A 21,735-nucleotide genomic window follows, 5' to 3' on the forward strand; every position below is an offset into this window, starting at 1 on the left:
TGAGCCAAAGGAAACACACAAATAACCCACATCCGATCACACCTGTCTCCGCTGTTAGTTCGAGGATATCGTTGTAAGCGGTTCCGACATAATCTGCCAGGAGCCTTTCCCGGGGTGTCCCATCTCCTGAACTGAAATAATTACATAAAGTCTATTAAATAAATACACATATATTTTGTATGTTTGGATTGAATCAAACTGATAAGATCATGTCCAGACCTGTATTAAAAGTGGGGAATTATAAGCCCGAGGAAATTAAGGCTCTTTTTCGAGATGATGAAAGGTATACGATCGGAATTCGATTGTATGCTGTATATCAAGTTTCGTTGGGTCAACCCAGCAGAAAGCTGGAAGATTTATACAATACCAGCTTCAAGCAAATAACCAACTGGGTCCATCGGTTTGAAAAAGAGGGCATAGAGGGCTTACGAGATAAAGAAGGTCGTGGGCGCACTGCTCGCCTTAGTGAAGTTCAAAGAAATCGGATCGGTATTTTATTATCAGAAGAATCACCGACGAATCATGGTTATAACAGTGCCAGCTGGACGGGCCCTATGCTAATAGAGTGGATTGCGAAAAATTATCAAATAACTTATAAGAAAGCCCAGATCTACAACATCATTAAAGCTTTGGGATTCACTTATCAGAAAGGCAGGGGCATATTTCCTGAAACAGATGCAGTAAAGCAGGATCAATTTAAAGAGGCTTTAAAAAAAACTTCTGGAAAACCCTGAGAGCACATTGCTTTATGAGGACGAATGCTCATTGTCCAACACAGCTACAGTGAGTTATTGCTGGTCAAAAAAAGGCACTCAACCACAAGTAGTTTGTAAGCAACGTAACCGGGAAAGGCAAACGGTCTTTGGTAGCTACAATTATGGCACAGGCCAAATTACAGTAAGTTTTGCAGATAGGGGCAATAGCTATAGTTTCAAGAAGCACTTGAAAAAGGTGTTGCGAACCTACAAGACAGCGCCTAAGATTATTATGGTCTTGGATAATGTTGCATACCATCATGCAAAAAGGATAAATGCCTGGCTGGAAAAGAACCCAAAGCTCGAACTGTTCTTTTTACCTCCATATAGTCCAGACTTAAATGCGGTAGAAAGAGCCTGGTGGTATATGAGAAAAAAGATAACTCACAATAGGTTTATCAAAACACTAAAAGACAGAAAAATAGCTTTCTGGAAAATGTTTTCCCATTTTCTGAAACCCAACTCGGAACTTAAAAAGGTTTGTGAAATAAATTATTAGACTTAATGTAACCTGATAAGCCGTATAAGCCTTCGGGAAATTGCCATAACCCACACCTGTCCAAAAGTTGTCTTTGATAAGAGCCACAGTGTTTTTCCATATCAGCAACCTTCCCTGGGCGGAATCAAGTTTTACCAGATACATCCAGTGTAACAATTTGCCAAGCACAATGGGGGAAACAATCATCACTATAGTTAGTAGACGTTTACTTTTTAGATAGTTTCTGACTTGACGATACCAATGATATTTCTGCTCCAGCATAAATAGCATTCCAATCGTTGTCGCCACCATTGCGCTCCTGGATTGCGTCTGTGGTAAAATGGCTACGGAAAGTATCAGTACTGTTAATCCCAGCTAACCCAGTATCCTGTTTTCTCTCTCAGTTTTCAGGTTCGCATAAAAGGCAAAAGGAATACAAGTTGCTATATAACTGGCAAAAGGTGCTGGATTACCCATTGAGCCAGTAATCAAAAAAAAACGACTTGAACTTCCTAATAGACCCAGAAGTTGAGCCGAGCCAAATATAAGCTGAAACAAAATGGGTACAAGAATAAGAGCTAGAAAATTCCGAGCCTTAAATTCTTTCAACAAGCTGAAACCCCAATAAATTAATATTAAGATTAATAGAGTTCGATACTTTTCGCTAAAATCCCGCTTTTCTATCAACCCTATTTTTCCCAATGATAATAAAAAAAAATATATAATTACCGAGCTATGTTCGATCACTACTTTGTTACCACCATTAAAAAACAGATGGTAACAAAGTACTAAATACAATACAGCTAAAAAACATGTTTGCGTTAATTCCACAAATAGTGTATCCTTAAAACCAATTCCTTTAGAGCTTGTTTGGGAATTTCATTTGGCATAACCTGTTTTCAACCAAACTTTACGAGCAAAGGAAGTTTCGATGAGTTTTCAACCAAATTATATACTGCGTCTGTCAAAATCCAGACCAATTCATAAGAGTGTCACCAACTCTTCTTTTCTGAATTTTAAGAGTAAATGACTAAAAATGAACTATTTGAAAACCCAAACAAGCTCTTAGTCAATGTAATGATACAGCAAACATCTACCCAGCAAACATTACTCCTACAGCAGCGAAACCAAGTCCAACCGGAGTTAAAACACCAGTAGCTCCACTCGCACCGAACGCAAACGCACTTGCCGTTCCAATAGCAGCAGATGCTCCCACCGCAACACCTATTCCAGCTGGATCTTCTGTTTGAGTAGCAGCCCAGCCAGCAAGGTATGCAACTTGTTGAACAGTAGTGTCTTTCGAAGATACAATCTTATTACTTACTGATAATGAAGTAATAATCGAAAGAACCGCTAACATAATAGAAATTTTCTCCTTTTTCATTTTTTATACTTTTAAGTTTTAATAATTAAAGTGCAAAAATTCCCGTTGCAATAGCAGCACCTGGAGACGCAATAATCAATGCGCCGGATGCAGCGGTACCAATCGCAATACTTCCCGCAACTCCTGTCGCAGCAGTTAGCATAGCTGCGGCGGCACCCCAACCCGCCTGTGCTCCCCCCTCCGTTTGAGTTGCCATGTATCCAGAGATGGATGCACCTTGAGAAGTTCGTACGTTCGCATTCACATCAACCTGCATACCAGCAAGAGAAATGGAAGCGGTAAAAATCGCTCCAAAAATCGACAATTTACTTTTTTTCATTTTTAAGGAATTAAAAGATTAAACAAAAATACAACTTACAAAAGTTTACATCAATCCAAAATTTGAATAGGTAGATCACATAACTCAAATTGACAAGTAAATAGAAAGCTTCTTATATCGTACTTTCTTAAAAACAATAATAACAACATTTAACCAAAACGAATACGAAAAAACAAATATAACCTCAACCCCAATGATTATTATGTGTGCATATGAATCTCCAACTATCGATGCCAATTTATCCCCAAACCAAATAATAAATCCAGCCAAAAACCAAAGAATAAAATAAGAAAAATTAAACGAATTCTTGTTCTTTATGTCACTCACTGACTTCGCTTGAACGGTTAGGTAACCATTAAGCCAGGCCGAAGACAGCAACATTAAAAATGAACCAATACCCATATTAAAAAGAGCTACCTCGACTAATTTAAAAAATAGAATTGGTCTGGTTATAAAAAAAAGAGAAGGTATGAGGTATAGAATAAATGATAAGGCCAATACTTTTTTATAAACAGAAGCCAAGAATTTTCTTAAATCAACTGATAGATTATCCATTCCTACATGGAACGAACTCATAAAAGCGAAAAAGTTTGCATAGAAGGTTTGGTTAATACTGCCAACCACAAACTGGAATGACACTCCGTTGTACATCAGATTACCCAATTCCGATTTGAAGTATAAATAAACAATACCAAAAAATATAAATATAGTAACGGACAATATAGCCGACAACATAAATGCTCCCTTAATAGCATTATTTCTCCATAAAAAATTATTTACAAAGCGAGAATACGAAACATCAATATAATTATTCATAACATATTTTAAATAATATCAGATACAAGACAAATTAAGTGTCATTTTCTTATACCTCAATTTTATAAATTTCCGTGATACAGTCGAAATAAAAACAGGATAAAAAACCAATGGGATCAGCTCCGACACGACAATCAGACTTCTGCCGACATACGATCCAAACTCAGCGACAAGAAAACCGTCAAGCCATATTAAACCAGCTGCCATTGGGAATAAAATAAAGGTTATTAGAGAAAAGTAACTTTTATTGTTCCGCCGTTCCATGGATCTGTAATGAGTTGTTATAAGACTATCGGACTTTACGGACATAAATAGCATAAGAAAACTACATATACCCATATTAAACAATGCCAGTTCTATAAAAATAACGAATATGTTATACCTATCAAGAAACAGAAAAGCGGGAAGTATATAAATGACTACCTGAAATACCAGCAATTTCTCAAATATGGTTTTCAACAATTTATTCAAATCGACGTTTCGAATATCCATCGCAACGTAAACGGAGGAATAATAAGCAAAATAATTACTATAAAACTGTGAAACACCTCCGAATAGCAGTTGCAATGACATTGTAAAATTTATTATATTTTCGTCTTTCGCATCTAAATAATAGAATAAAAAAGCAAATACTGCATACATCGAAAATGACATTACCAAGGAAAAAATCAATGTACTTTTAACTATATTATTCCTCCACAGAAATTTGTTTATAAAATCAGAATATGAAATTATCATCTCGAAATATTTTAGTACTAAGCTATATATAACACCTTCGCTATTTGTCTTTGGATAAAATAGAAAATTATACCGTTAAGTAAAAGAACCAGAATACCAAAAACAAGGAAGTTGTTTTTCATTAATTCAGGAAATTGAACAATGGCCTCAAACACCTGCATTTTTATAAAGTACCTCACAAAAACCAATACGACTATCCCAATGAAAATGACTAGAAAACGAAACAATCCATGAATGAGAAGCAACCTGCTTATGATAATTTTCAGGTTCGTATTGATCACGAGCATCAGCAAAAAATAGATAACCAAACTTACACTCTGCATCGGAAAAGGCCAGTTTAAAAACACCAGCCACCCCAAGCCAAATAGTGAAACGAACATCATGGCATTGGCCTGTCCAAAAAAGTAATCAAACATGATTAGTCTGGCCAGATTACTTTTCCTTACCATCAGAAACAAATAAGGGCGAACAGGTGCCTCCAGTTTTGCCGCCGCCAACGGTCTTAATGTCATATCTAAAAGCAATAAAACGTTTAGCACCAAAGTCAGCACCGTAAATGAGGTAACCTCCGGAAAGGCGCTTTTATCGAATGTTTCCAGAAAGTAGCCCGCCACAAACAATACGGCAATAGCCATAAGCATGGTGAACCCCATTAAAGTTTTTTCCAGAACACCCATCAAAAACATAGGCGAGCGGCAAGCGGCAAGCCATTGATGAAACAGATACTGCCTCGTTGTCATTTTTGTATCTTTTCGGTCTTTACCTTTATTCTATCTTTCAGGTTTAACCCTCTGGTTACTTCCACAATCAATCCATCCGACAGGCCAAGCTCAATAGGCTTCTTCTTTACATTCTCCCCCACAAGAAGCTCCACAGACACAGAATCACCATCAAATATTAAGTCCTTTTCTTCTACACTTAAAGCCTTCGTCCTCTTTGCCGTTACGATTTGGGCAGTAGCACTGGATCCGGCCCGTATTATATAGCCGTCCAAAGTGGCAGTGGGAAGCATGGCGTGAATCTCAAATCTTGTGATGCCATCTACAATTTGTCCTAAGGGAGCAATATATTCTAAACTTCCTTTTAACTTATGCCTGCCCGATGTGCCAATTTCCAATAAAGTTGGCATTCCCAAATGCGGTTCATTTACATCATCCTCAGAAACAGACCCTACAAATCGTAGTTTTCCTGTATCGGCTATTTTCGCAATGATTGTACCTTCATTAAAACTGTTTTTCCCCAGCACATTCCCTCCTGCCTCAACCGGTAACTCCAGAACCGTTCCTGCTGCGGTAGAGGCAATGATGTTTGAGATTTGACCAGTTTCCATTTCTCCTTCATACAATTTCAACTCTGCCCGAATTGATTCCACTTCCGCTTTTGAGATAAAGTAGGCCGTCTCGTACTGCTCATATTCCATTTTTGATATGACCTTATTTTCGAACAATCTTTTATTTCGCACAAATTGCCTTTGGTCATTCTCATATTTTACAGTAACTGTACTAAGATTCCTAAGTAGTCGTTCCCTCTCAATAGGGTCTGAGACAAATTTTACTTTCGCCAGAAATTGGCCATTCTTTACAACATCACCCGGTTTTACAAATAGCTGCTCAACTACCCCGGATATATTCGAATTTACCTTCACCAAGCGTAAAGGTTGAATTACTCCTGACACTACCACTTTCTTTTCAATAGTTCGATATTTTGGTAAGACCGTTGCAACTTCAATTTTGCTATCACTATTGATGTCATATGCCAACGCAAAAACCAGTAAACCAGTAACCGTAAGTAGAATTAATGCTTTCAGCCAGTTTTTCATATTTAAAAACATGCCGTTAACCAGCGGGTAGGCTTTTCCGGCGACCAGGAAAAATTCGTTCCCAATAATAAACAATTAAAAAAACCAAAAGACCAATAAACAGTGATATCCCGAGCTCCTTCCATCCAATACCACTCTTACGCTCTATTGGCGGGATATATTTATAGTCATGCTCAACTGTTATTTCTTTGATAATACCCTGAAAATCCTTTTGCAAAACACTGTTATCATTTCGTTTGGTGTACCCAGAAATCAAAATAATACCCTGCCTTACAGGAACATACTTTTGAATAATGCGAATATCTCCTTTGTCAACTACATTGGCTTCAATGGTACATCTTACTTCATAGTTAATCGAGTCTATATCTTTGGAAACAATTTTATATGACTTGAATCTCTTGAAAATACCATTCAGTTCTTTCAGGGAATCTATTGCCAGCATTTGAGCAGATTGCATTGACTGCACCCCTTGTACCAAATCAGTGAACTTTACCTGGGATAAATCATGCTCTGATGGTAAAAACTGGATAATACCATATGGATAGTCAAAAAAATCTTTGTTTGATTTCTTGTAGAAACCTGCTTCAAAGCTTACACCCATTTTATCCATCCCTTTTTCTTTCACATAGCGAACCATTCGGGGGTGAGGTATGGTATCCCATTGATCGTCAAAGGCAACTGTAAAATGCTTCATTTCATTCGGAACAACCACCTGGGCTATTGCCTGAAATGAACCAATGAAAAATATTAACAGGACTTCAAATAACCTTCTATTCATGGGTTTGCAATTCTTCTTCCGGATAAAAAATAGTCATTTAATTTTTCAAGAATGTTATCACTGGCCTGAATATCATGTCTAATCATCCCCTTCTCCAATAAAACCGCCCGGTCACAAATCGGAGCAAGTTGGCTAATGTCGTGGCTAGATACGATCACCGTACACGGATAGTTCTTATTCACGTCCGCCAATATCTCCTGCAACAGTACCTGAGAAGTAGGATCGAGAAAGTTAAACGGCTCATCAAGCAATAATACTTCCGGTCTGGATATCAGTGCCGCTATTATACCTACTTTTTGAATATTCCCTGCCGAAAAATCACGGATGTATTTTTTCTTCTTTCCAAGAATCTCATCATTGAAAAATATGCCGTATTTCACAAGCAAATCTGTAACCTCCGACTCTGTCCGTTCCGACAAGGCCCCTACAAAGTAAAAGTATTCTTCGGGAGTCAGAAAATTGAGCATGGAATCGCTTCCTAAAAATGCACTCGTTTTTTTCCGCCAGTCCTCACAATTTGCTACCGGCCATTCCCCTATTCTGATAACACCCCGATCCAGTTGGATCAAATCCAGAATTGCCCTTAGTAATGTGGTTTTCCCGGCACCATTATTACCTACGATTCCTGTTATTTTCCCACTTTCCAATACCAGTTCAGGAATATTTAACACTTCCTGCTTGTCATACGATTTACTTATACCTTCTACTGAAACCTTCATATATCATGTTATTAGCCCTACATGTAAGAGCTAAATATAACTAAATAACTGAGTAAGAATAAAATACAATAACATGGGACAGGCTACACTGGCAATTGATTTGAATACACTCAATTTATGTAGAAAGTATACCGAATAAACAATCCACAGATAGTACAATATGAAACCAATATTGATGACAACCAAAGCATTCTTAAATAACATATTTTGCTGTACTTGTTCAATCGGCAATCCTTTGGGTATACCAGCCATGTACACAAATAATACAACAACATACGTGATGGCTATTGCTCCAAATCCGTAACCTGAGAAAAACAAAAAGCTCTTAAAATCTGATGTGCCATCAAAAAGTAACGCAGTCCAATGAGAGACCAGAGAGAGAATTACCCAAACAATTATAGCAGAAAGCACAAATACCAAAAAAAATACAACATTGAATACAACAAGTGCTTTCTGTTCCAGTCCAAACGATTTTAAATTCATCATTGAAATGAAAAATCTTGCTTGCAATAAGGCATACAACACCACTACAAAAGACGGCAAGAACCAATCTTGCCTTTTTGCTTCAATGTCCCTATTCTCCTTCTCAATCTGCATATTCTATTCATTGTGTGATAAAATAATGTGCGACAAAACTACGCAGCATTTTAAGCCTAAACTGCTACCCTAAGTTAGCAATTTATAAGATAAATCAAATAGTTTGTTGTACTTTTAGATTTAATTAGGGAGGATAAAACTGCGTGTGCATATCCCTTAGAAGAGGACCATTCTTTCGGGCATACCTGCCTAAGCCATCCCGTCCAGAGATGATAAGCTTTTCAGCAATGCGGGCGCGATACGTTTTAAGGCTTGCAGTAGTGATGTGAAGCCTATCGGCAATGTCATCAGTTGGAATGTCAACTGCTATCAGCAGCAGCACTTCCCATTCCCGGGGAGTAAGTGTATTAAGGCTTTTGTTTGAGGTTTCTAAATGTGTATTGGTCGTGTGCATATGTATAAAAAATGAGATGAGCAATTCATTCATTTTTCACAACGTTATCTGTTTTTCATTTGAGCGTCATTAGCAAAACAGTCACGCAATTACAAAAATTTATATCATATACGCAAACGAACTAATTCTACACAATGAGGTTCTCCACACAAAAAAGCCCTCACTTTTCCGCAAGGGCTCATTCTCATATTTTTCTAATTTTAAAACCTCAGCTTCCGCAGGCCTCGCAACTTTCGGGATCATCCAGCGAACACTGCATGTCGGCTTTATTGTCGCGGGGTACAACAGGCTTGGTGTGTTCCTCTGCATATTGAACGTAGTTGAGCTCCTTTTCTGCCACCACCGCTGTGGCTGGCTCCAGTTGCGCCTCCGCTTGTTTGCTGAGCGTGAACTGTACAGGATCCGAGGCTGCACGGGTACGCAGGTAGTACATGCCGGTTTTCAATCCCTGCTTCCAGGCATAGAAATGCATGGAGGTAAGCTTGCCAAAATTGGCTTCTTCCATAAAAATATTCAGCGACTGCGACTGACATATAAATGCGCCACGATCGGCAGACATATCCAGTAAGCTGCGTTGCTTAATTTCCCATGCTGTTTTGTAAAGGTCTTTGATATGCTGCGGAATGTTCGGAATTGGCTGGATAGATCCGCTCGCACGTACCAGATTGTTTTTCATCTCCTCATTCCAAAGACCCAGTTTCACCAGGTCTTTGAGCAGATATTTGTTCACAACAACGAACTCACCCGAAAGCACACGCCTTACATATATATTGGAAGTGAATGGTTCGAAGCATTCGTTATTACCCAGTATCTGGCTTGTAGAAGCGGTTGGCATCGGAGCCAGCAACAATGAGTTGCGAACGCCGTTTTGTACCACTTCTTTCCTTAACTTTTCCCAGTTCCAGCGGTTGCTGCCCGGTGTCACACCCCACATGTCAAACTGGAATATTCCCTGTGAAATTGGGCTTCCGGCCCAGGTTTCGTAAGCGCCGTCTTTGATCGCCAGCTCCATGGACGCTTCCATTGCACCAAAGTAAATGGTCTCAAACACATCCTTGTTCAATTGACGTGCTTCGTCCGAATCGAATGGCATGCGCAGCAAACAGAATGCATCAGCCAAACCCTGCACGCCAATACCAATCGGCCGGTGACGTTTGTTGCTGCGTTCGGCTTCCGGAATCGGGTAATAATTGAGGTCAATGATCTTGTTCAGGTTGCGGGTGATCACCTTGGTGATCTCATACAATTTTTGATGATCAAAACGATAGAATCCGTCGGCTCCCTGTTCTACAAATTTTGGCAGTGCAATGGAAGCCAGGTTACATACCGCCACTTCGTCGGGCGCTGTATATTCAATGATTTCGGTACAAAGGTTCGATGACTTGATTGTACCCAGGTTTTTCTGATTGGATTTGCTGTTTGCATGATCCTTGTACAACATGTAAGGCGTACCGGTTTCGATCTGCGATTCCATGATGGCAAACCAAAGATCCTGCGCTTTGATGGTTTTACGGGCTTTCCCATCCATTTCGTACTGCTCGTACAGTTTTTCGAATTCGGCACTATGGGTATCTGACAAGCCCGGGCATTCGTGCGGATCGAAGAGTGACCAGGTGTCATTGGCCTCCACACGTTTCATGAACAGATCGGGAATCCACAACGCGTAAAACAGATCACGTGCACGCTGCTCCTCTTTTCCGTGATTCTTTTTCAAATCGAGGAAATCGAAAATATCCGCATGCCAGGGTTCCATGTAAATGGCAAAAGAGCCTTTCCGCTTGCCCCCACCCTGATCCACGTAACGGGCTGTATCATTAAAGACGCGAAGCATCGGAACAATTCCGTTGGACTGACCATTGGTACCTTTAATATAAGAGCCCGTAGCCCGAATATCATGAATACTCAAACCGATACCTCCGGCTGACTGTGATATTAATGCGCAATTTTTTAATGTATCATAAATACCATTGATACTATCTTCCTTCATGGTCAGCAAGAAGCATGACGACATCTGAGGTTTTGGTGTACCCGCGTTAAACAAAGTTGGTGTGGCGTGGGTAAACCATTTTTCAGAAAGCAAATGGTAGGTTTCAATCGCAGCATTAATATCCTCCTGATGAATACCTATCGCCACACGCATCAGCATGTGCTGCGGACGCTCCACGATTTTCCCCTCCACCTTCAACAAATACGACTTCTCCAGCGTTTTGTAACCGAAGTAGTCATAACCGTAGTCGCGGTCGTAGATAATTGTTGAATCCAGTAGTGATGCATTCTGACGGATGACCTCATATACATCCTTGGCAATCAATGAGGCATTTTCGTCAGTTTTGGAATCTACGTAGGTATAAAGACGTTTCATTGTAGCCGAAAATGACTTCAATGTATTCTTATGGAGATTAGAAATGGCGATCCGAGCCGCAAGAATAGCATAGTCCGGATGTTTGGTCGTCATAGATGCCGCAGTTTCGGCAGCCAGATTATCCAATTCCGCAGTAGTGACACCATCGTAAATGCCGGATACTACTTTTTTTGCTACTTCTACAGGCTGAATGTAATTGGTATCAAGGCCATAACTTAATTTCTCGATACGGGCCGTCACCTTGTCGAATTTTACGGATTCGCGGCGACCGTCACGCTTTATTACATACATAGACATAGTATTATTACAGGTAGATAGTGATGTTAATAAATTACAAAATCAGGATTGGTAAAAACTCAGGATTTCAATCGGAGTAGACTTGAAAAATCTTTTGAAATAACTTAAAATAAATCAAATTAGCAACCTTAATTTTAACCTGTACAGGGGCATTATCAGGATAGTGCAAATTATCAAATTGTTAAGATTCTTATAACAAGCGCTTTATACAGATTCAGTCTTCACAGATTTATGCCGTTATTTTTCAAAAAAATATTTTGACTCACAAAAAATTTGAAAAAATAAAATTTTGTAAACTTTTTTAAAAAGCAAAACTGGTTTCGAACTGATTTCCAACGATTTGATTATAGAAATTTGCAAACTTTCAAAAACCGCATACGAACAAATAAATTCTAAAATCCAAGTTTCCATCATGTCCCAGACAGAATAACGCACAACTCTTCCTCCCCAAATATCAAAATCCCAACCAGTTAAAACATCAGTCATTATGATTTTACCCGAAAACATGACGTCCAGAAGAGCATTCCTAAAGACCACCGCAGGAACTGTGGCCGGGATAGCCGTGAGCCCATTGCTCTTAGGAGCCGAAGTGATTGTAGATCACAAGCCATCTTCCATTTCATTAGGGGTTTTTGCATCGTATGAGCATGCTGTATACCTGAAGAATCTGGGCTGCGGATACATTGAAGAGTCGGTGGGTGGTTTTCTTATTCCCAAAGAAGGACAACCTCAATTTGACCAAAACCTGCAGGCACTTCACACGCTCAAATTCCCGATCCGATCGTATGTAATCCTGCTGCCCGGTGACCTGAAAACAGTTGGCCCCGACGCTAACCATCAGGGTGTGCTGGAACGCACCGAGCTAGCGCTTAAACGAGCCAAGGCATGCGGCTCCAAATATATTGTATTCGGCAGTGGCGGAGCACGTCATATTCCCGACGGCTTTGACCGCGAAAAAGCAAAAGCACAACACATTGCCGTAACGAAAGGAATGGCCCCGCTGGCCGAAAAGTATGGTGTCACCATTGCAGTAGAACCACTCAACCGCGGAGAAACCAATTTCATCAATAGCCTCGCGGAAGGTGTGGAAATTGTGGAAGCTATAAAAAGCCCGGGTGTAAAACTGCTTTGCGACATATATCATATGCTAAAGGAGGACGAATCATCCGACGAGATCCTGAAATACGGGAAGCATATTGTACATTGCCACATAGCCGAAAGAGAAAAAAGAACCCCGCCCGGTGTAAAAGGAGATGATTTCAGACCTTACCTGAGTGCCTTGAAAAAGATAGGATACAAAGGAGGCTTATCTATTGAGTGCTTTGAATACACGGATTTCGACCGGGAGATCAAAACGGGTATTGAGGTGCTTCGGAAGCAGATTAGTGAGGCTTAGAAGTGATTTTGAGATTTCACGCTTCTTATTCGTCTGTTGTTTTAAGGGGTTTAAGACAGGATTTCAGGATTAACAGGATCCTGCCTGATCCACTTTCCTTCACCAACTTTTACCTGGAGACAAAATGAGGCTTAGCAGTGATTTTGAGATTTCACGCTTCTCATTCGCCTGTTGTTTTAAGGGGTTAAGACAGGACTTCAGGATTAACAGGATCTTGACTGATCCACTTTCCTTCAACCACTTTTACCTGGAGGCAAAATGATATACTTTAGGCTTGCACAACTTAACCAGTGATAATATTACTAATATATTACTAAAGTTCTTGTGTAAATAACTTGAAATTATTACTTTTGCAATCCTTTTTGAGAATTGTATCGAACACATAATACCATATACCAATGAAAAAAGATATTCATCCCAACTATAGAGACGTTGTTTTCTGGGACTTATCAAGCGATTTTAAATTCATTACCCGCTCTACGATAGAAACCAGCGAAAATATCACCTGGGAAGATGGCAAATCTTATCCGGTATATAAAGTCGAAGTTTCATCAAAATCACACCCATTCTACACAGGTAAAAACGTACTTGTGGACACAGCTGGTCGTGTGGATAAATTCAGAAAACGTTACGGAACCAAAGAAGCGTAATCGTTCACTGAACAAAAAATTTAAAGCAGTCTCTGTAAGCAAAGCTGAACAGAGACTGCTTCTTTTTTGCCCTGACAAAAAAATGACCGAACTTTGGCTATTACCATTGAAGCAAATATGCCAAGTATTATTCTCTTCGACGACCCCATAATTCGTCCACAACTTTTACCATTTACCTATACACGCCCGGTGGCAGCAATCCGATGCGGCATTCACACGATTTCTCAAAAATGGGAACAGTGGTTGCAGTTACCCGTTTCTTTTCAAACAGAGACATATCTGCAAAGCCACTTTCCTCAGATTACAACAGGCGACAATTTATATATAAACGGAGCCCTTTGCCCTGACTCTAAACTGGTGGAAGAACTACTTTCCCTACCAGTCGAATCGGCCCTTTACTCAGTCGGAAATGAAGTGCTGGCTGTAAGAACTTCTTCTCCGAGCTGGACACCAGGAATAGGTGTGGAACATCTCGCAGCAGTCACTTGCGCTGGCTCTTTTGTGTCCATCCGCAACATATGGGATATCTTCATGCATAATGGAGCCCAAATCACTTCTGATTTTGATCAATTAACAAAAGGCGTAAAATCGTCACCCATTACGGATCCATACACCCGATGCTATCAGGCCGAAAGTATTTTCATTGAACCCGGAGCCAATATCAAGGCTGCTATCCTGAATGCCGAAGGCGGACCGATTTATATTGGCAAAAATGCGATCATTCAGGAAGGTGCCACCATCCACGGGCCATTTGCTATGGGGGAAAATTCCGTAGTCGCTCAGAATGCAAAAATCAGGATGAATACGACCATAGGCCCAAGTTGCAAGATCGGAGGAGAAGTAAGTGGCTCCGTCTTGTTTGGATATAGCAACAAAGGGCATGACGGATACCTCGGCAACTCCGTACTGGGCGAATGGTGCAACCTGGGTGCAAATACGAACAACTCCAACCTGAAAAATGACCACAGCAATGTAAAGCTTCACAGCTATGCAACCAATTCCCTGAAGGACTCCGGTCTCACATTCTGCGGATTATTTATGGGCGATTATTCCAAGGCCGGGATTTCCACCATGTTCAATACCGGAACGGTTGTCGGCGTGCATGTGAATGTGTTTGGCGGCGGGTTTCAACCCAAGCATATTCCTTCGTTCTCATGGGGAGGAAAGGCGGACGGATTTACCGAATATCGGTTCGAAAAAGCCGTAGCAGTTGCGAAAGACACCGTTCATCGTCGCGGACTGAGCTTTGACCACACCGATGAAGATATTTTGTTGGAAATATTCAATCAGACAAGGGCGCACAGAGAAAGTATATAAGTTATACTTGAAAAATTCCCCGGCGATTAGAATCAGTTACGGCGTGGCAGCCGTAAATTTGTTCGTGAAACGATTTTCACATAGTCATTGATTAGCCGACGGATTTCGATGGCGGAATCAAAGAAACGGTTCAATAAAGAGAACAGCCCACGAAAAAAGAATGGCCGAGTTGAAAGAAATTATTGCCGACAAATAGGAAAATAGCTTTTTCAACAGGAGTGTTAAAATGCTGTCGGCGCAGATATGACAGCTAGAGAAAACAGACGGCCAGGTAAATTTAAGTGGCTGGGCAACAAACATCAACGGATACAGTTAACAAAATCTAAAGTGCTTTTCAAAGATATACCCGGACTTGAAAGTATAAAATCCACACTGAAAAGGTCGGTGCAGAACAGCCATCTGGCCCATGCACAACTTTTTGATGGTCCGCACGGAGGTGCCAGTCTCGCGTTGGCACTTGCCTTCTCCACTTATATCAATTGCGAGAACAGGACCGACGAGGATTCCTGCGGGATATGTGCTTCATGCTCCAAAATGCAAAAACTGGTTCATCCGGATATGCATTTTATTTTCCCCATCGCCACCTCAAAAAAAATAGATGGCAAAACCAGCGAAGCGTTTCTGAGCTACTGGAGATCATTTGTGCTGGAAAACCCCTATCGCGTATTACCCGAATGGCTGGACTTTATCAATGCTGAAAACAAGCAGGGGAATATTTCAGTAGAAGAAGCACGGGGGATTCTGGGCAAACTCTCCACCAAGGCTTACGAAGGGGAATATAAAATTCTCCTGATATGGAAGCCTGATATCATGAACGCCTCCTCTTCCAATGCATTGCTGAAGATACTGGAAGAGCCTCCCTTCAAAACAATTTTCCTACTGGTCACGGACCAATCCGATCGGTTGCTGACGACCATTGTTTCCCGAACGCAGCGTATTGCAATTCCCGCATTCTCGGATTCAGAAGTGCGGCAATTTTTGAAACGACACACCGAAAGTGATAGTCTGGCAAAACAGGTTACTTTTCTGAGTGATGGCAATTTGTCCGAAGCATTGCGACTCATTCAGGAAACTGCCGATGACCGTTCGGAATGGTTTGCAGACTGGATGCGTTCTTGTTACAAATTCGACGTGGCCCAACTGGTAAAACTCGCGGACAGCTTTGATACCATGAACAAAGAGAAGCAAAAAGGCTTACTGGAGTATGCCTTGAGGCTCTTTCGCGACATGCTCATCTGGAGCCAGGGTGCAGGCGAATTGTTGAGAGTACCCGAAGAAGAGCTTACTTTTGTACAAAACTTCTCCAAAGCGGTCAATTTTGCAGCGCTTGAAAAAATGGTTGAAGAAGTGAATACCGCCTACTACCATATCGAGAGAAATGTAAGAGCTAAAATGGTTTTCCTTGACCTGTCGCTCACCATGTCCCCCTATTTTAAACGCCGGTCATGAATCCTGTCCAAATCATCGGAGCCACGGACGTAGTTGACCTCCCCGATCTGGGCTGGTATAACGTACCCGTACGTGTGGATTCCGGAGCTACGACTTCCTCCATCCACTGCTCCTACATTCGCTTGATAAAAGAAGGTGAAAAACAGCTGCTTAGATTTAATCTGGACACAAAAAAAGGTGCACCCAAACAGTCATTCGCTGTAACGGACTTTAAAGAAAGGATCGTTCGCAACTCGTCGGGGAAGGAAGAACTAAGGTATGTGATCAAAACCCGCATCACTATTTTCGGCAAGAGTATCAGGACAGAATTTTCCCTGGCCAACCGTCGAAAAATGCGTTACCCAATACTACTTGGACGAAAATTACTAAAAGGTCGTTTTATAGTGGATGTTGCCCAAAAAGACTTATCTGCAAGCCATCGTAGCAATAAGAAAATCGACGGGAAAAAGATTAAAACCAACATCGATCCCGGCATATCAAATATTCCCATTCAGGATCAGTTATAGCTGACCGACTAATAATCATTCATTATATATGAAAATCGCCGTATTATCCACCAATCCTGACCTGTATTCAACAAGGCGGCTTGTGGAGGCCATCAAAAAACGGGGACATCAGGCGCTGGTGATAGATCATGTTAAGTGCTTCGTAATGATTGAAGGTGGAAAACCCAGTGTCATTTACAAAGGAAAGCCGCTGAAAGGCATCGATGCCGTCATTCCCCGAATTGGCACGTCCGTGACCGCCTTTGGCTGCGCTGTAGTCCGTCAACTGGAACTCATGAAAGTGTATACACCGATCAAGTCGCAAGCCATATTGCGGTCGCGGGACAAACTGCGCAGTATGCAGGTTTTGGCGAAGTCGGGCGTGGATATACCTAAAACTGTCTTTGCCAAAAATCCGGCTCAGGTCAACGAGCTGATTCACATGGTGGGCGGCCCTCCGGTTATCATCAAGCTGCTTGAAGGAACGCAGGGCGTAGGGGTGGTACTGGCCGAAACGATCAAGGCGGCCAAATCAACCATCGAAGCCTTTTATGGATTGAAAGCCAACTTTTTGATACAGGAATTTATTTCCGAGTCCAAAGGTGCCGACATCAGGGCTTTTGTAATTGGCAACAAAGTGGTGGCTGCGATGAGACGACAGGGAGCCGACGGCGACTTTCGGTCAAATCTCCACCGTGGCGGACAAGGATCACTTATTGAGCTCACACCCGAGGAAGAACGTACGGCCATTGCAGCTGCAAAAGCTTTGGGCGTAAAAATTGCTGGAGTAGACCTTTTGCAGTCGGAAAGAGGCCCGCTGGTAATGGAGGTCAATTCATCGCCCGGCCTGAGAGGTATTGAAGAAGTAAGCGGCATCGACATTGCCGCTCTGATCATCGGTTACATTGAAGATAAGATCGTGATGGATGAAGAAGACACGGTTGGCGTTTAAGACGGTGTTTATTGATGTATATTTGGAAATCGAAAAAATTTTTGAGCTAATAGCCAAATGCTAAAAGCTGACAGCCTAAAAAATCATGCATATTAAAATAGGAACACGCGGAAGCAAACTTGCCCTTTGGCAGGCATATCATGTTGAGAATTTATTGCAAAAAGGAGGAGTTACAACCGAGATTGTCATTATAGAAACAAAGGGAGATCAAATACTCGACCGGTCCCTATCCAAAATTGGTAGCAAAGGCGTTTTTACCCAGGAACTGGAAGATCAATTGCGGATCGGTGGCATCGACATTGCAGTACATAGCGCCAAAGACCTTCAGTCGGAGCTGGATGATGACTTTGAGATCATTGCTTTTACCGAACGAGAACATGCGAATGATGTCCTGGTTAGCCACAATACAGACCTTTCGCTCAAAAGCGGCGAGCCGTTTGTGGTTGGGACGTCCTCCACAAGGCGTATTGCTATCCTGAAACACTTTCACCCTCACATCAATACAGTGGACATGCGGGGCAATTTACAGACCCGATTAAGGAAATTGGAAGAAGGCCAATGCGATGCATTATTGCTGGCATATGCAGGCGTCCACCGCATGGGTTACGACGATAAAATTGCCGAACATCTGCTGCTGGATGAATTTACCCCGGCCGTGGGGCAAGGAAGTGTGGCTATTGAATGCGCCGTGTCTTTAGACTGTGACAAAAAAGAGCTTTTAAAAGAATTGCTTAACCATGCCGCAACGGAAAGCTGTCTGCTCACAGAGCGTGCTTTCCTCAAAAGGCTTCAGGGTGGATGTAGTATTCCGGTATTTGGACTGGCTACTTTAAGTGAGGGAGAGATCAGCATCTCGGGCGGGATCGTCAGCCTGAATGGTGCCGAACTCATCAGGTGTTTTGCAAAAGGCTCGGTAGCCTTCCCGAATGAATTAGGCACGTCATTAGCCGAAGAGCTTTTAAATTCCGGCGGAGAACGAGTTCTGCGAGAAATAAGGTCCTTTCAAGGCTAAGTTTATTTAAAGTAAAAGGGTCAATTTCCTCACCGGAAATTGACCCTTTTACTTTCCATTTTATCTTTTAATCTCTCTTTGGAAGTGTATCTGGCCTGGCCTGATTTACAGGTAACACAGGCTTTGCAGTAGAATCGGGCGTTACAGGTAACACCGGCTTTCCGGTGGAGTCCGGCGCACCTGGCAATTGGGTTTTCCCGGCCGAATCAGGCTTAACCCGCATCATGGGCCTTCCTGTCGAATCACTACGCATACCAGGATTTACTCTGGAAGCTGAATCCGACTTCATTTGCATTCCTGCTGGCCCGCCTTGTCTGGCGCCGCCAGTGGCAGGTGCGCCCGAGGGCCTTGCTCCCGCAGCAGGCGTAGTTACCACAGGAGCGGCTTGCGCACCCCCGCCCATGTCGCTACCACCTCCGTCACTTTTCTGGTCATCGTTGTTGATGGATTTTTTTCTGCGTGTTTTTTGCTCCACAAACGTCATTTTACCTAAACGGTAGGAAAAATTAACACGAAAACCTCTGTTGTAACGATAGTTATTATTGATCTGTGTGAATGTAGGGGTTTCCAGGGTAGTCGCCATGTTAATTCTTTCAGCAAAGAAGTTTTCCATACCCAGGCCAATGCTACCTCGTTTGTTTTTAAAATCCTTTTTCACACCCAGGTCATACATCCGGAAACCCGCCTGCGTTCCCTGAAGCTGAACTTCCTTACCTCTTACAAAACCTCCGGCCTGTATACCCCAGCCGCCTTTCAAGGTAAGTCCCGTTCTGAAACGGCCACTAACTACAATTCCATCATTGCTTGAGTTGGTATTCCGGTTAACCAGATTGGCATAGTAGGCATCGAAACCTCCGCCAACCTGCCATCTTTTGAAGAAGGTCATGTTACCGAATACGTTCACCCCATAATTTTCCTTTTGTCCAATATTCCCATATGTGGTACTGATGATCCCATCCGAGCTTGTGGTACGAATACTTTCAATTGAATTGTTGGTAAAACGTGCGAAGGTAGAGACATTCACGTAAAGTGAATTTTTAAAGAAACTTGTACCCAACTCTACCTGATCTGTGAGTTCAGGATCAAGCTCAGGATTACCGAAGCTGATGTTGGTAGGATTCGATGAATTCACGTTTGGATTCAGGAACTGAATACCCGGACGCTGAAGACGGCGGTTGTAACCCAATTTGATGGTTTGTCCTTTGCCAAATGTCTGCGACAGATTGAGGCTTGGTACCAGATTTCCGTAGGCAGGAAGATTCAGATTAGTCTTTTGCTCACCTTGTACAGCATCAATATTGGTATATTCATACCTGGACCCAACCTTCAAAGTAAACTTTGTTTTAGTAGTGTAGGTATAGGATAAATAACCCGCCGCAACATTCTGATCGTAGCTAAGATTACTATTTGGCCGGGATGCGATGAGGCCACCATACCTGATATCACTTTCCACCTGACGGAAAATTCCTTTACCTCCTACTTCGAACATTTGATTATCCTTTATTGGGGTTTGGTAGTCTACCTGAATCGTGCTTTCCTGATTGTGGCTTCTGTTATCGTTGGTTTCTGACCCAAGCTGTTCTTTAATCTGCGCAGTCGTCAGATTAAAAACATCCGCATCATAATCATTCGTCCTGTTATTACGGCTAAACTGACCAGACACGGTTAACTCCTGACCTGGTTTAGCAAGCGTTTTCATATAGTCCACATTGACGTCCCAGGTTCCGGATAAGTCTTTGGAATTTACATCTCTAAAACTATTTTTGACTGTACCATTACTTTGGGTATCGAATGTGGAAAGTTCTTGCGTGTTCCGCATGTTCCGCATACCATAGCGAACCCCGGCTGAGAGTGAAGTCTTTGAATCTATTTCATAATCCCAACCCAAATTATAGGAACCAAACGACATCCTGTTCTGAGACTCCGAGACCTGACGGATTGAAAACTTGTCGATTTTACCAACCTGAAGGTTATCCGATTTACCGGGCATGTTGTACATAAAGCGGCCAAAACCACCCAGGCTTACCCCCATTTTACCTGATCTGAAATTACCTCTGAGCCCAAGGTTAGAGCCCCTGTTGCCTACACCCGTGTCAAGATTCAGGGTTCCGCCCTGTATAGTACTTTTTTTGGTGATGATGTTGATGATACCGGCTGATCCTTCAGCGTCATATTTTGCAGATGGAGAAGTAATTACCTCCACCGATTTGATCATATCCGCCGGAATTTGTTTAAGCGCATCGGCCACACTGGTCGCTATGATGGTGGAAGGTTTGTTATTAATCAAAACCCGTACATTCGAACTTCCTCTCAACGACACATTGCCATCCAGGTCGACCGTTAGCATGGGCACTTTTCTCATGATATCCGAAGCATCACCGCCCTTACTGGTGATATCCTTTTCAGCATTATAAACAAGCCTGTCCACCTTTTCTTCGATCATCTGTGCCATACCTACCACCTCAACCTCATTCAGCTGTACCACATCCGGACTCAGAATGATCGAACCAAGGTCCAGTTCCGTTTTGCGGTCGATCTTGATATCTTTAATTGTTTTTGTTTTATATCCGATAAATGAAATCATGATATGGAAAGTACCGGAAGCCACTTTTGTGAGGCTAAATGCGCCCTTTTCATCGGTAGTAGTACCATCGATCGGATTATTTGTTTTAATATCCACCAATGCCAGAGAAGCGAACTCAACTGGCTTTTTGGTTAATGAGTCCACCAATACACCTTTAATTTTCCCTGTTCCTTTGGGAGTATCTTCGGCGGTACCCGGAATCACCGCCTGGCGCTGTCGGGCGTTGTTATCACCAAAGCCGCCTCCTGATCGGCCACCTCCACCTCCGCCGCCAAATTGGGCAAATACGGGCGTTCCCAGCGCTATAAAAAATAAAATTGAAGTAATTTTTGTAAACATGTTCATGGTTTTCGGGGGCATTAATTGGTATAATTCAAGGTCAAAATAAATAGCAATACTTCACTTATAAAATTGGAATAGACGGATTGGACTGA

At 41.9% G+C, this 21,735-nt stretch carries 22 protein-coding genes; 9 read left to right on the forward strand and 13 right to left on the reverse strand.

Annotation, left to right across the window (positions count from 1 at the left end; translation table 11 throughout):
• Positions 1–209 precede the first annotated feature (209 nt).
• Both DYADSP32_RS14540 and DYADSP32_RS14545 read left to right on the forward strand, forming a co-directional pair.
• On the forward strand, positions 210–734 hold the full coding sequence (locus DYADSP32_RS14540; RefSeq protein ID WP_149241584.1) for a helix-turn-helix domain-containing protein: 525 nt from the start codon (positions 210–212) through the stop codon (positions 732–734).
• A 7-nt stretch (positions 735–741) separates the two neighbouring features.
• Positions 742–1,254, forward strand: a complete 513-nt coding sequence (locus DYADSP32_RS14545) for an IS630 family transposase (protein WP_149240963.1) — start codon at positions 742–744, stop codon at positions 1,252–1,254.
• Here the strand turns inward: DYADSP32_RS14545 and DYADSP32_RS14550 are convergent.
• The 12 genes from DYADSP32_RS14550 to DYADSP32_RS14605 form a co-directional block, all read right to left on the reverse strand.
• Positions 1,162–1,608: an O-antigen ligase family protein gene (locus tag DYADSP32_RS14550; RefSeq protein ID WP_149244835.1), complete on the reverse strand. Its 447-nt coding sequence runs from the start codon at positions 1,606–1,608 to the stop codon at positions 1,162–1,164. The two genes, DYADSP32_RS14545 and DYADSP32_RS14550, sit on opposite strands and share 93 nt — an antisense overlap.
• 718 nt (positions 1,609–2,326) lie before the next feature.
• Entirely contained in the window at positions 2,327–2,617 is a 291-nt protein-coding gene (locus tag DYADSP32_RS14555; protein ID WP_149242062.1) for a hypothetical protein, read from the reverse strand.
• Between the two features lie 25 nt (positions 2,618–2,642).
• Positions 2,643–2,936 (reverse strand): hypothetical protein, encoded by a 294-nt coding sequence (locus DYADSP32_RS14560; protein ID WP_149242061.1) that lies wholly within the window; start codon positions 2,934–2,936, stop codon positions 2,643–2,645.
• 84 nt (positions 2,937–3,020) lie between these two features.
• Positions 3,021–3,752 (reverse strand): hypothetical protein, encoded by a 732-nt coding sequence (locus DYADSP32_RS14565; protein ID WP_149242060.1) that lies wholly within the window; start codon positions 3,750–3,752, stop codon positions 3,021–3,023.
• A 755-nt stretch (positions 3,753–4,507) separates the two neighbouring features.
• A complete protein-coding gene (locus DYADSP32_RS14570) occupies positions 4,508–5,230 on the reverse strand; it encodes a DUF5687 family protein (RefSeq protein WP_149242059.1) in 723 nt (240 codons plus the stop codon).
• On the reverse strand, positions 5,227–6,309 hold the full coding sequence (locus tag DYADSP32_RS14575) for an efflux RND transporter periplasmic adaptor subunit (RefSeq protein ID WP_414617781.1): 1,083 nt from the start codon (positions 6,307–6,309) through the stop codon (positions 5,227–5,229). Before DYADSP32_RS14575 ends, DYADSP32_RS14570 begins: the two co-directional genes overlap by 4 nt.
• Before the next feature lie 16 nt (positions 6,310–6,325).
• On the reverse strand, positions 6,326–7,087 hold the full coding sequence (locus tag DYADSP32_RS14580) for a hypothetical protein (protein ID WP_414617782.1): 762 nt from the start codon (positions 7,085–7,087) through the stop codon (positions 6,326–6,328).
• Positions 7,084–7,806, reverse strand: coding sequence for an ABC transporter ATP-binding protein (locus DYADSP32_RS14585; RefSeq protein ID WP_149242056.1), 723 nt, complete (start codon positions 7,804–7,806; stop codon positions 7,084–7,086). The genes DYADSP32_RS14580 and DYADSP32_RS14585 overlap by 4 nt, the downstream gene beginning before the upstream one ends.
• 30 nt (positions 7,807–7,836) lie before the next feature.
• Positions 7,837–8,403, reverse strand: a complete 567-nt coding sequence (locus tag DYADSP32_RS14590) for a YIP1 family protein (protein WP_149242055.1) — start codon at positions 8,401–8,403, stop codon at positions 7,837–7,839.
• Between the two features lie 124 nt (positions 8,404–8,527).
• Positions 8,528–8,797, reverse strand: a complete 270-nt coding sequence (locus DYADSP32_RS14595; protein ID WP_414617783.1) for a response regulator transcription factor — start codon at positions 8,795–8,797, stop codon at positions 8,528–8,530.
• Positions 8,798–9,005: 208 nt separating this feature from the next.
• Positions 9,006–11,450 carry a ribonucleoside-diphosphate reductase subunit alpha gene (locus DYADSP32_RS14600; RefSeq protein WP_149242053.1) on the reverse strand — a complete coding sequence of 815 codons (2,445 nt, stop codon included), beginning with the start codon at positions 11,448–11,450 and terminating at the stop codon, positions 9,006–9,008.
• A 243-nt stretch (positions 11,451–11,693) separates the two neighbouring features.
• Positions 11,694–11,942, reverse strand: a complete 249-nt coding sequence (locus DYADSP32_RS14605) for a hypothetical protein (RefSeq protein ID WP_149242052.1) — start codon at positions 11,940–11,942, stop codon at positions 11,694–11,696.
• Position 11,943: 1 nt separating this feature from the next.
• On the opposite strand from DYADSP32_RS14605, the gene DYADSP32_RS14610 reads away from it, so the two are divergent.
• The 7 genes from DYADSP32_RS14610 to hemC all read left to right on the forward strand — a co-directional run bounded on the left by DYADSP32_RS14610 (position 11,944) and on the right by hemC (position 18,717).
• Positions 11,944–12,852: a sugar phosphate isomerase/epimerase family protein gene (locus tag DYADSP32_RS14610; RefSeq protein ID WP_149242051.1), complete on the forward strand. Its 909-nt coding sequence runs from the start codon at positions 11,944–11,946 to the stop codon at positions 12,850–12,852.
• Positions 12,853–13,250: 398 nt separating this feature from the next.
• Complete coding sequence (locus DYADSP32_RS14615; protein ID WP_149242050.1) at positions 13,251–13,502, forward strand: type B 50S ribosomal protein L31; 252 nt, start codon at positions 13,251–13,253, stop codon at positions 13,500–13,502.
• Positions 13,503–13,619: 117 nt separating this feature from the next.
• Positions 13,620–14,819 (forward strand): putative sugar nucleotidyl transferase, encoded by a 1,200-nt coding sequence (locus DYADSP32_RS14620; protein ID WP_149242049.1) that lies wholly within the window; start codon positions 13,620–13,622, stop codon positions 14,817–14,819.
• A gap of 327 nt (positions 14,820–15,146) precedes the next feature.
• Entirely contained in the window at positions 15,147–16,268 is a 1,122-nt protein-coding gene (locus DYADSP32_RS14625) for a DNA polymerase III subunit delta' C-terminal domain-containing protein (protein WP_149242048.1), read from the forward strand.
• A complete protein-coding gene (locus DYADSP32_RS14630) occupies positions 16,265–16,774 on the forward strand; it encodes a RimK/LysX family protein (protein WP_149242047.1) in 510 nt (169 codons plus the stop codon). Before DYADSP32_RS14625 ends, DYADSP32_RS14630 begins: the two co-directional genes overlap by 4 nt.
• Positions 16,775–16,802: 28 nt before the next feature.
• A complete protein-coding gene (gene rimK, locus DYADSP32_RS14635) occupies positions 16,803–17,705 on the forward strand; it encodes a 30S ribosomal protein S6--L-glutamate ligase (protein WP_149242046.1) in 903 nt (300 codons plus the stop codon).
• Between the two features lie 85 nt (positions 17,706–17,790).
• A complete protein-coding gene (gene hemC, locus DYADSP32_RS14640) occupies positions 17,791–18,717 on the forward strand; it encodes a hydroxymethylbilane synthase (protein ID WP_149242045.1) in 927 nt (308 codons plus the stop codon).
• A gap of 67 nt (positions 18,718–18,784) precedes the next feature.
• On the opposite strand, the gene DYADSP32_RS14645 is transcribed toward hemC, so the two are convergent.
• Positions 18,785–21,646: a TonB-dependent receptor domain-containing protein gene (locus tag DYADSP32_RS14645; protein ID WP_149242044.1), complete on the reverse strand. Its 2,862-nt coding sequence runs from the start codon at positions 21,644–21,646 to the stop codon at positions 18,785–18,787.
• Positions 21,647–21,735: the final 89 nt, after the last annotated feature.

The sequence above is a fragment of the Dyadobacter sp. 32 genome (genome assembly GCF_902506755.1).
Lineage (GTDB): Bacteria > Bacteroidota > Bacteroidia > Cytophagales > Spirosomataceae > Dyadobacter.

Excerpts from the sequence above, each read along its gene's own strand:
- DYADSP32_RS14610 (WP_149242051.1), top strand. The coding sequence starts at position 11,944 with ATGATTTTACCCGAAAACATGACGTCCAGAAGAGCATTCCTAAAGACC.
- DYADSP32_RS14540 (WP_149241584.1), top strand. The coding sequence starts at position 210 with ATGTCCAGACCTGTATTAAAAGTGGGGAATTATAAGCCCGAGGAAATT.
- DYADSP32_RS14620 (WP_149242049.1), top strand. The coding sequence starts at position 13,620 with ATGCCAAGTATTATTCTCTTCGACGACCCCATAATTCGTCCACAACTT.
- hemC (WP_149242045.1), top strand. The coding sequence starts at position 17,791 with ATGCATATTAAAATAGGAACACGCGGAAGCAAACTTGCCCTTTGGCAG.
- DYADSP32_RS14615 (WP_149242050.1), top strand. The coding sequence starts at position 13,251 with ATGAAAAAAGATATTCATCCCAACTATAGAGACGTTGTTTTCTGGGAC.
- DYADSP32_RS14580 (WP_414617782.1), bottom strand. The coding sequence starts at position 7,087 with ATGAATAGAAGGTTATTTGAAGTCCTGTTAATATTTTTCATTGGTTCA.
- DYADSP32_RS14585 (WP_149242056.1), bottom strand. The coding sequence starts at position 7,806 with ATGAAGGTTTCAGTAGAAGGTATAAGTAAATCGTATGACAAGCAGGAA.
- DYADSP32_RS14645 (WP_149242044.1), bottom strand. The coding sequence starts at position 21,646 with ATGAACATGTTTACAAAAATTACTTCAATTTTATTTTTTATAGCGCTG.
- DYADSP32_RS14575 (WP_414617781.1), bottom strand. The coding sequence starts at position 6,309 with ATGAAAAACTGGCTGAAAGCATTAATTCTACTTACGGTTACTGGTTTA.
- DYADSP32_RS14595 (WP_414617783.1), bottom strand. The coding sequence starts at position 8,797 with ATGCACACGACCAATACACATTTAGAAACCTCAAACAAAAGCCTTAAT.
- DYADSP32_RS14565 (WP_149242060.1), bottom strand. The coding sequence starts at position 3,752 with ATGAATAATTATATTGATGTTTCGTATTCTCGCTTTGTAAATAATTTT.
- DYADSP32_RS14555 (WP_149242062.1), bottom strand. The coding sequence starts at position 2,617 with ATGAAAAAGGAGAAAATTTCTATTATGTTAGCGGTTCTTTCGATTATT.
- DYADSP32_RS14570 (WP_149242059.1), bottom strand. The coding sequence starts at position 5,230 with ATGACAACGAGGCAGTATCTGTTTCATCAATGGCTTGCCGCTTGCCGC.
- DYADSP32_RS14590 (WP_149242055.1), bottom strand. The coding sequence starts at position 8,403 with ATGCAGATTGAGAAGGAGAATAGGGACATTGAAGCAAAAAGGCAAGAT.
- DYADSP32_RS14560 (WP_149242061.1), bottom strand. The coding sequence starts at position 2,936 with ATGAAAAAAAGTAAATTGTCGATTTTTGGAGCGATTTTTACCGCTTCC.
- DYADSP32_RS14600 (WP_149242053.1), bottom strand. The coding sequence starts at position 11,450 with ATGTATGTAATAAAGCGTGACGGTCGCCGCGAATCCGTAAAATTCGAC.
- DYADSP32_RS14630 (WP_149242047.1), top strand. The coding sequence starts at position 16,265 with ATGAATCCTGTCCAAATCATCGGAGCCACGGACGTAGTTGACCTCCCC.
- rimK (WP_149242046.1), top strand. The coding sequence starts at position 16,803 with ATGAAAATCGCCGTATTATCCACCAATCCTGACCTGTATTCAACAAGG.
- DYADSP32_RS14605 (WP_149242052.1), bottom strand. The coding sequence starts at position 11,942 with ATGACTGATGTTTTAACTGGTTGGGATTTTGATATTTGGGGAGGAAGA.